Genomic DNA, 8,412 nt, shown 5'->3' with positions numbered 1-8,412 from the left:
GCATTATCGTTTGTGTCTAATTATTCTTAGCCGCGTTGAGGTACTCACGTAATCGTATTGGATAACAAAATGGAACAATTATCACACCAAGTGGCGCAGTTATTAAATGATGAGCCCGCATTACTCCCAGCACAGATTGCTGAACGTTTAAGCGTGAGTGAATTTGCTGTCGTGTCTGCTTTTCCTAACGAAATGGTTACCCTGCTCTCGGGTGATCATGCGCAGATGGTATTAACGGAGATTGCTGACTGGGGGACAAACGTGACCACTATCGTGCAGTCATTTGACTCTATTTTTGAAATCAAAGCCCCGTTACCGAAGGGTAAAATGGCGCGTGGTTACTACAACTTGTTGGGGCAACCAGGCCAACTTCATGGCCACTTAAAATTAGAGTTGATTGATCACGTTGCTTTGGTCAGTAAACCTTTTATGGGGCGAGAGAGCCACTATTTTGGTTTTTTCACTCAGCAGGGGGATTCTATTTTTAAGATTTATTTAGGCCGCGATGACAAGCGAGCGCTTATCGCTCAGCAGGTCGATCGTTTTCAAACGATGCAACAACAATTTAAATAATCGCCTGGTAAGGAGAACGTCAATGGAACAGCAAGTTAAACAAGAAAGACTACAAGGCCGTTTAGAGCCAGAAATTAAAGAGTTTCGTCAACAGCGCACGACATTACAGCTCGCGACGGTTGATGCACAAGGTAAACCAAATGTAAGTTATGCTCCCTTTGTACAAAATCAAGCAGGCTACTTTATTCTGATTTCTCATATTGCGCGTCATGCGCGTAATTTAGCGGTCAACCCTCAAGTATCGATCATGATGATTGAAGATGAATCGACGGCTAAGCAGCTGTTTGCCCGCAAGCGGTTAACGTTTGATGCCCAAGCGAGCATGGTTGAACGTCACTCGCCGCTATGGCAACAGGTGATTGAACAAATGCAACAGCGGTTTGGTGACATTATTGATAACCTCAGTCAACTTGAAGACTTCTCACTATTTTGCTTAAAGCCAGAGCATGGATTGTTTGTGAAAGGTTTTGGACAAGCGTATCAAGTGTCAGGGGATGATCTGGTTGATTTTGTTCATCTTGAAGAGGGGCATCGTCAAATCGCGAACGCGTAGTCGTTCGGAGATACACGGTTTGGACATCAAAGGCTGATTATTCAGCCTTTGATCAGGGTAGCGGTGAACATCAATCAATACTTCGATGTGCTAGCTTTGGTAATTGTTTTTTTTGTGTTTTTTTGGCACTTTTTTCGGGAGCTTTGGCGAGAACCACAACTGGACGAACAATAAATAAATTATTCGGGTAGAGAACTCGATTACCGTCTAAGGTTTCGAGTACGACATTAAATAGCGTCATATCTACCAATCGTCCTTCGATAAAGTTACCCCCATCGATGATTTTTACCCAAGATCCGATTCGGCAGTGATTTTGGATAAACAGCACTAAGAAGGAGGTAATATTACTGAGTAAAGACCAGCTTGCGAATAAAGCCACCCCGATCAAAGCAAACAGCGAAGAGCCGATCACCAACAGCCCACGTAATTCGATCCCCCAGATCATCATGATCCCTAAGAGAATCATCACAAAAAGCGAGGTTTTGAGTAGCCATTTAACCCGCTGTAATCGGTCACTATCTTCCCGTTGCCCAACGGTTTTATCCAATACCCGCAAACTCAAAAAAACCAGTTTAGGATAGAGCAGTAAGATGAGCACAGAGAGTGCCCATTGGTAGTTATCTTGTAATAAAGAAAGCACTTGCATAATACAGTTATCCTCTTTCTACTTGAAACGCAGCGATGCTGGCTAGGTTCGTTGCTCTCCAATCGTATGGTTTATCTATCTTTATAGGGATGATGAGAGTCATGCTCGACTCTTATCTGCCGCTTACCTGCAACGGCAAGTGATGTGAGATGAATCCATTAAATGGCAGTGAAAATAACTGAAATACACGGAATTTCAATCGAATTCTTTTCGTGGAGGTAGGATAGAGAAAGTATGGATAGAGTTCGAAACAATTTTTATGCTGCTTGTTAAGCGTTTTGATGATTTTTTGACTTAAATTTGTTAATATTAACGCTTAATTATAAAAAATAGGCCCGTTTTTTGGTTGCTGATGCTTTGAATTGAAATGTTTTCCATTGGCATCTCCAAGTCATATAAGGTGAGTGGTGGATGAACAGGGTGTGTATTTCCATGATTCTGATGATCATGTGATAAGTCGAAACCATGCCGTTAATATCGACACCACTGCAAGCTAAATCAATCGCTAAACGAAACGTGGCAGTAAAACAGTAAGGAGCGTAGTACGTGCGACACATTTACCGAATAATCTTTGCCATGGTGATGCTGATAGGGTCAGTCGCTTGGGCACAGGAAGATCGTGAGCCGCCATATTCAGAATCGCCACTTTTGGATAGGCCATTAGTCGAACGTTACATCCTCGATGAATTGAGAGCATTACGTCAGGATCAACAAGATTTAGAACGTCGCTTAACCATTCAAATTACCGACCGTGAATTGTCCGTCGCCGATCGGTCACTGAGTTATTCTAATGTTACCGTGACTTACTTTTTCTATGTCATTGCTGGTGTGGCTTCTTTAGTGGCTTTAATTGGTTGGCAATCGCTGCGTGAAGTAAAACATAATACTCGGGAGATGGCCGATAAAAGCATTAATAAAATCGCTCAAGAATATGAACGTAAGTTTGTCGCTTTAGAGCAAGATTTAAAGCGCAAAAGCCGGATTATTACTGACAATAACCGTGAAATTGAAGTGATTAATGAGATCCATAATTTATGGCTGAGATCGCAAAGTGTGCAGACGGCAGAACAGCGAATTGAAGTGTATGACGAAATCCTCAAAATTCGTCCTGGCGATCTCGAAGCGTTAACCTATAAAGCTGATGCCGTTATGGAAATGCAAGAATATCACTGGGCGATGAGTTTATGTAACCGAGTGTTAGAACTCGATGACGATAACGGGCCTGCGTTGTATCAGCGCGCGTGTGCTTATGCTCGTTTAGGCGCAGATGAACAAGCGTTGGAAGATATTCAACGGGCGATAGAGATAAGCCCTTCAATGCGCGATTTAATTCTTGAAGAGCCCGATTTTGAATCGCTGTACAGTAACAAAAACTTCAATGCGTTAATCAACCACAATTAAGATTGTCCTTTGGTACTTAAAGCCGCGATAGCGATTTGGATGATTTTGGCGATTTAACAACCAAATGGCTCAGGCTTCTCTAATCGATGAAAGGCGTTCATTGACTGTCTATGGAGCGATGGAATACGGAGGTTTTTATGATTTTTGCTCATTGGTGCTAGCCATAACTAAAGCTTGTCTTAACGACAAATTATTATCATTAGACACACCCTCTCTTTTCACCGATAAAGCGCGTGACATTTAGGGTGTCAGGTGTGATGGCATGATGTGGCTGTCACTACATTCTCTCTGTTTTTGTGAGATATCAAGTGGAAAAATCATCCAAATTAGATCGTGTTCGTGCGGACTACAATGTGCATTATTGGAGCCAAGGTTTTTATGGCATTGATGACCATGGTGAAGTGACCGTTTCACCAAGAAAGGATAATGCTCATCCGACCGCATTGAGCTCGATAGTCAAACAACTTGAAGCTCGTAATCTTAATCTTCCGGTATTGGTTCGTTTCCCACAGATTCTGCACCAACGTGTGCACAATATCTGTGACGCTTTTAATCAAGCGATTGAAGAGTGTGATTACCCTAATAAATATTTGTTGGTCTATCCGATTAAAGTGAACCAACAAAAAGAAGTAGTGGACGAAATATTAGCCAGTCAAGCTGAACTCGAAACTAAGCAATTGGGCCTTGAAGCAGGCAGTAAACCCGAGTTGCTCGCCGTGCTAGCGATGGCGCAACAGGCCAGTTCAGTGATCGTTTGTAATGGTTATAAAGATCGCGAATACATTCGTTTAGCGTTAATCGGTGAAAAATTAGGTCACAAAGTTTTCATCGTCTTGGAGAAGCTTTCAGAACTCGATCTGATCCTAAAAGAAGCCAAAAGTCTTGGCGTGAAACCTCGTCTAGGGCTCCGTATTCGTTTAGCGTCGCAAGGGGCGGGTAAATGGCAATCCAGTGGCGGTGAAAAATCCAAATTTGGTTTAGCAGCTTCACAAGTGTTAACAGTGGTCGAGCGTCTGCGAGCTGAAAATCAACTTGAAGCTTTGCAACTGGTGCACTTCCATTTAGGTTCACAAATGGCCAACATTCGTGACGTACGTAATGGGGTCAATGAAGCTGCTCGTTTTTATTGTGAGCTCAGAGAGCTTGGTGCGCAGATCGATTATTTTGATGTCGGCGGCGGTTTAGCGATTGATTATGACGGTACGCGAAGCCAATCATCGAACTCGATGAACTATGGTTTACAAGAATACGCACGCAACATTGTCAATGTTGTTGCTGATATGTGTAATCTGTATGAGCAACCGAAACCGATTATTATTTCTGAATCCGGTCGCTCAATCACCGCTCACCACGCGGTGTTGATTACCAATGTTATTGGTACAGAAGCGTATATGCCTGAGCAGATCAGCGAGCCAGAAACGGATGCGCCGGTGCTGATGCAAAATATGTGGCGCAGTTGGGAAACCTTACGAGAAGGTACCGATGCACGTGCATTAATTGAAATTTATAATGATACGCAAAGTGATTTATCAGAAGCGCATACTCTGTTTGCTTCGGGCGTGATCAACTTACAACACCGTGCATGGATTGAGCAGCTTTCACTGCGTATTTACTATGAATTACGTTTGAAAATGAGCACTAAGAATCGTTTCCATCGCCCCATTCTTGATGAGCTGCAAGAAAGATTAGCGGACAAATTCTTTGTTAACTTCTCTTTATTTCAATCATTACCGGATGCATGGGGTATTGATCAAGTGTTCCCTGTGCTTCCTTTGTCCGATTTACAAAATGTTGAAGATCGCCGTGCCGTCATGCTAGACATCACCTGTGATTCAGACGGTGCGATTGAGCAGTACGTTGAGGGGCAGGGGATTGAAACTACCCTTCCGGTGCCGGCTTGGTCAAAGGATAAACCGTATTTAATGGGCTTTTTCTTAGTGGGTGCTTATCAGGAGATTTTGGGTGATATGCACAATCTGTTTGGTGATACCCACAGTGTGGTGGTCAATATTACTGACAGCGGAGACGCAGAAATTACCTCGATCAATGAAGGCGATACCGTAGAAGATATGATGCGCTATGTGCATATTGATGTTGATGCGATTCGTGCTAATTACCGTCAATTGGTCAGCCAACGTGTGGCGGCCGCAGAGCAAGAGATTGTTTTAGCAGAGCTAGAGCAAGGCTTGAGTGGTTATACTTATTTAGAGGATTTTTAAATGAATGATTTGTTTACGAAAACTGATTATTCACTCTACTCCAATGCGATGACCTTTGTCCGTCGTCCGTATGTGAGAAACCCGATTGATAGCGATGCCGATGTGGTCGTACTCGGTGTGCCGTTAGATATGGCGACTTCAGGTCGTTCTGGCGCTCGTATGGGGCCAGATGCGATTCGTCGTGCTTCAGTGAATCTTGCTTGGGAAGGAAAGAAATTCCCATGGGATTTCAACTTATTTGCCCAGACGAAAGTGATTGACGCTGGTGATTTAGTGTTCGATTGCGGCGATGCGGAAGATTTTACCTATCGTCTTGAAGCAGCGGCGGGTGAAATCATCAAAAATGGTAAAACCTTGTTGGCTCTCGGGGGCGATCACTTTGTGACCTTACCGATTTTGCGTGCTCATGCTAAGCAGTTCGGCGAAATGGCGTTGATTCATTTTGATGCACACACGGATACTTATGCTAATGGCAGTGCTTATGATCATGGGACGATGTTTTATCATGCGCCGAAAGAGGGATTGATTTCCCCTAAACATTCGGTGCAAATTGGTATTCGTACTGAGTATAAGCAAGAAGGACATGGCTTTAATGTTATCAACGCGATGCAAGCCAACGATATGTCGGTGGAAGAGATTGTGCAGCAAATTCGCACTATCATTGCTGATAAACCGGTATATTTAACCTTTGATATCGATTGCCTCGATCCTGCGTTTGCTCCAGGTACTGGTACACCGGTGTGCGGTGGACTTAATACCGATAAAATTTTGAAAATTATTCGCGCGTTGAAAGGTATCAACTTAGTCGGGATGGATGTGGTTGAAGTCGCTCCTGCCTACGATCAAAGTGAAATGACCGCGCTAGCTGGTGCTACCATCGCACTAGAATTGCTGTACGTTTGGTCAGCCAATCAAAATAAAGCCTAAATTGTTTGGCTGCATCTACTTTCAAACCGAGTCATCAGGCTCGGTTTTTTGTTAACTAACGCACACATTCTCAGTGATAAAGGCGAATTGTTGGCACTTTTCGCTTTTCCAGTGGTTAAGTATGGGAAGGCTTGTTACGTTCATTTACACTACTGTAAGAGTGAGTAAAGAAAAACAGGGTAATCTAGTCAGTTAGTTATACTATTTTTCTCTTTGATTTTGGGATGCGAGTTATGAAAAATATCAAGTCTATTGTCGTTTCTGCGACGTGCTTGTCTTTTATTCCCCTGGTAAGTAATGCAACACCGATTGTGGTACCCAATCCTCCGCAGCTTTCTGCGAAAGGTTATGTCTTGATGGATTACCATACGGGTACGGTTTTAGTTGAACACAATGCTCATAATAAATTGAATCCAGCGAGTTTAACGAAACTGATGACGTCATACGTTGCCGGACAAGAAATGAAGCGGGGTAACATTAGCCCTGATGATCAAGTGGTAATTAGCCAAAGAGCATGGGCGAGAAACTTTCCCGATTCCTCAAAAATGTTTATTGAGGTAGGCACGAAAGTCAATATGATGGATTTGTATCGCGGCTTGATTGTTCAATCTGGTAATGATGCGAGTGTGGCTATCGCAGAACATGTGGCTGGTTCTGAAAATGCGTTTGTTGATTTAATGAATTCTTGGGCTGCAACGCTTGGGCTAATGAATACGGCGTTTACCAATCCGCATGGATTAGACAGTTCAGGTCTATACAGTACGCCTTATGATATCGCTAAGCTGGCGCAAGCGATTATTCGTGATCTACCAGAAATTTACCCGCTCTATAGTGAAACGTCGTTTACTTATAACGGCATCACTCAATACAACCGTAACGGTTTATTACGTGATCGGAGCATGAATGTCGATGGTATGAAGACAGGGTTTACTAGCGGGGCTGGTTTTAGTCTAACCACCTCGGCGACCAATGGTAACATGCGTTTGATCTCTGTCGTTATGGGTTCCAATAGCGCTAAAGGCCGAGAAGCCGATAGTAAGCAGTTGCTAAGCTATGGCTTCCGTTTCTTTGAAACCATAGCGCCTCATCAAGCTGGAGAGCCGATTGAGCAGGCGAGAGTGTGGATGGGCAAAAAAGATCAGTTACCTGTTGGGGTCGCTGAGACAACCTATTTAACCGTCGTTAAAGGTGAGTTACCTAAGCTCAGTGGCTTGATCGAAATGAATAAGGATTTACAAGCTCCGATCCAAAAAGGTGATATTGTTGGTAAAGTGATTTATCAAGTCGATGATCGCAAGGTCGGTGAAGCTTCCTTGGTGGCTTTAGAAAGCGTTGAGCAAGGCAGTTGGTTTAAACGAACCTTAGATAGGATCAAACGTTTATTCGCAAGCTGGTTTTAAAATCCCTTTATCATGAATGACACAGCAGAGAAATTTTTTCTCTGCTGTGTCTCTTTTCTATGTATGGTGATGCAAAGGAGGTTATCGATATCTCTCTAGTGCTCGCTCATCCTATTTATCGCTTGATCAATGTATTTAATGAGCTAGCTATCGCCAGCGGCCGAGTGATATTAAAAATTAAGTTAAATAAATTTAAACAGACCTTAACTTCCCACTGACATCATCACGGAGCCTTTTTGTCACCCTGTGCAATGATTACCTGTTGCACTCGTTAAAGGATAAATAATGGAGTTTAGCGCTGAAGACCGCCAAGCCTTATACAACGTATGGATGTCACAAAAAGCCAAAATGCATTTAACTCAGATGCAGATGGCGAAACGACTCAACTTAACCCAAGTAGAGTTTTCTCAACTTCTGCGCGGTGATAGTCCTTTGTCGATGACTTTTATTAGCCAGTTTTGTCGACATTTGCATATTGAACCCCATATGGTGATACCGAGTTTAAAAACGGCGGCTGCTTATAATCAGCAAGCGATCAGTTTAACCAGTCGTGTGATCATTGATGGTGATATTCAGCATGTGTCAATAGAAGGTAATCAAGTGATTATTGAATATGTTCATTATGCTTAATGGCGGTAAAGAATAAAGTCCGATAGTCTAAAAATTAAAAAAATTCTTATGGGCTAATACATT

General features: G+C 42.9%; 8 protein-coding genes. 7 read left to right on the top strand and 1 reads right to left on the bottom strand.

Going from position 1 to position 8,412, the window contains the following annotated elements; genetic code table 11:
* Positions 1-69 precede the first annotated feature (69 nt).
* Positions 70-573, top strand: coding sequence for a heme utilization cystosolic carrier protein HutX (gene hutX, locus CAG60_RS14230; protein ID WP_161439221.1), 504 nt, complete (start codon positions 70-72; stop codon positions 571-573).
* A gap of 22 nt (positions 574-595) precedes the next feature.
* Positions 596-1,126 carry a heme utilization protein HutZ gene (gene hutZ / locus CAG60_RS14225; protein WP_004396696.1) on the top strand — a complete coding sequence of 177 codons (531 nt, stop codon included), beginning with the start codon at positions 596-598 and terminating at the stop codon, positions 1,124-1,126.
* A 70-nt stretch (positions 1,127-1,196) separates the two neighbouring features.
* On the opposite strand, the gene CAG60_RS14220 is transcribed toward hutZ, so the two are convergent.
* The gene (locus CAG60_RS14220; protein WP_154170749.1) at positions 1,197-1,772 is read right to left on the bottom strand and encodes a mechanosensitive ion channel domain-containing protein; all 576 of its coding nucleotides are present in this window, start codon (positions 1,770-1,772) and stop codon (positions 1,197-1,199) included.
* Positions 1,773-2,348: 576 nt separating this feature from the next.
* On the opposite strand from CAG60_RS14220, the gene CAG60_RS14215 reads away from it, so the two are divergent.
* The 5 genes from CAG60_RS14215 (at position 2,349) to CAG60_RS14195 (ending at position 8,349) form a co-directional block, all read left to right on the top strand.
* A complete protein-coding gene (locus tag CAG60_RS14215) occupies positions 2,349-3,173 on the top strand; it encodes a tetratricopeptide repeat protein (protein WP_202598167.1) in 825 nt (274 codons plus the stop codon).
* Between the two features lie 308 nt (positions 3,174-3,481).
* Positions 3,482-5,392, top strand: a complete 1,911-nt coding sequence (speA, locus tag CAG60_RS14210) for an arginine decarboxylase (RefSeq protein ID WP_004396694.1) — start codon at positions 3,482-3,484, stop codon at positions 5,390-5,392.
* Entirely contained in the window at positions 5,393-6,319 is a 927-nt protein-coding gene (gene speB, locus CAG60_RS14205) for an agmatinase (RefSeq protein ID WP_154170747.1), read from the top strand. It abuts the gene before it with no gap.
* Between the two features lie 233 nt (positions 6,320-6,552).
* Positions 6,553-7,719 carry a D-alanyl-D-alanine carboxypeptidase family protein gene (locus CAG60_RS14200; RefSeq protein WP_161439220.1) on the top strand — a complete coding sequence of 389 codons (1,167 nt, stop codon included), beginning with the start codon at positions 6,553-6,555 and terminating at the stop codon, positions 7,717-7,719.
* Positions 7,720-8,004: 285 nt separating this feature from the next.
* Positions 8,005-8,349, top strand: coding sequence for a helix-turn-helix domain-containing protein (locus tag CAG60_RS14195; protein ID WP_004396691.1), 345 nt, complete (start codon positions 8,005-8,007; stop codon positions 8,347-8,349).
* Positions 8,350-8,412: the final 63 nt, after the last annotated feature.

The organism is Vibrio sp. V33_P6A3T137 (assembly GCF_009904835.1).
GTDB classification, from domain to species: domain Bacteria; phylum Pseudomonadota; class Gammaproteobacteria; order Enterobacterales; family Vibrionaceae; genus Vibrio; species Vibrio metschnikovii.
The sequence above is the reverse complement of the archived record's forward strand: the minus strand, read 5'-3'. Positions and strand labels throughout refer to the sequence as shown.

Excerpts from the sequence above, each read along its gene's own strand:
- hutX (WP_161439221.1), top strand. The coding sequence starts at position 70 with ATGGAACAATTATCACACCAAGTGGCGCAGTTATTAAATGATGAGCCC.
- hutZ (WP_004396696.1), top strand. The coding sequence starts at position 596 with ATGGAACAGCAAGTTAAACAAGAAAGACTACAAGGCCGTTTAGAGCCA.
- CAG60_RS14220 (WP_154170749.1), bottom strand. The coding sequence starts at position 1,772 with ATGCAAGTGCTTTCTTTATTACAAGATAACTACCAATGGGCACTCTCT.
- CAG60_RS14215 (WP_202598167.1), top strand. The coding sequence starts at position 2,349 with ATGGTGATGCTGATAGGGTCAGTCGCTTGGGCACAGGAAGATCGTGAG.
- speB (WP_154170747.1), top strand. The coding sequence starts at position 5,393 with ATGAATGATTTGTTTACGAAAACTGATTATTCACTCTACTCCAATGCG.
- CAG60_RS14200 (WP_161439220.1), top strand. The coding sequence starts at position 6,553 with ATGAAAAATATCAAGTCTATTGTCGTTTCTGCGACGTGCTTGTCTTTT.
- CAG60_RS14195 (WP_004396691.1), top strand. The coding sequence starts at position 8,005 with ATGGAGTTTAGCGCTGAAGACCGCCAAGCCTTATACAACGTATGGATG.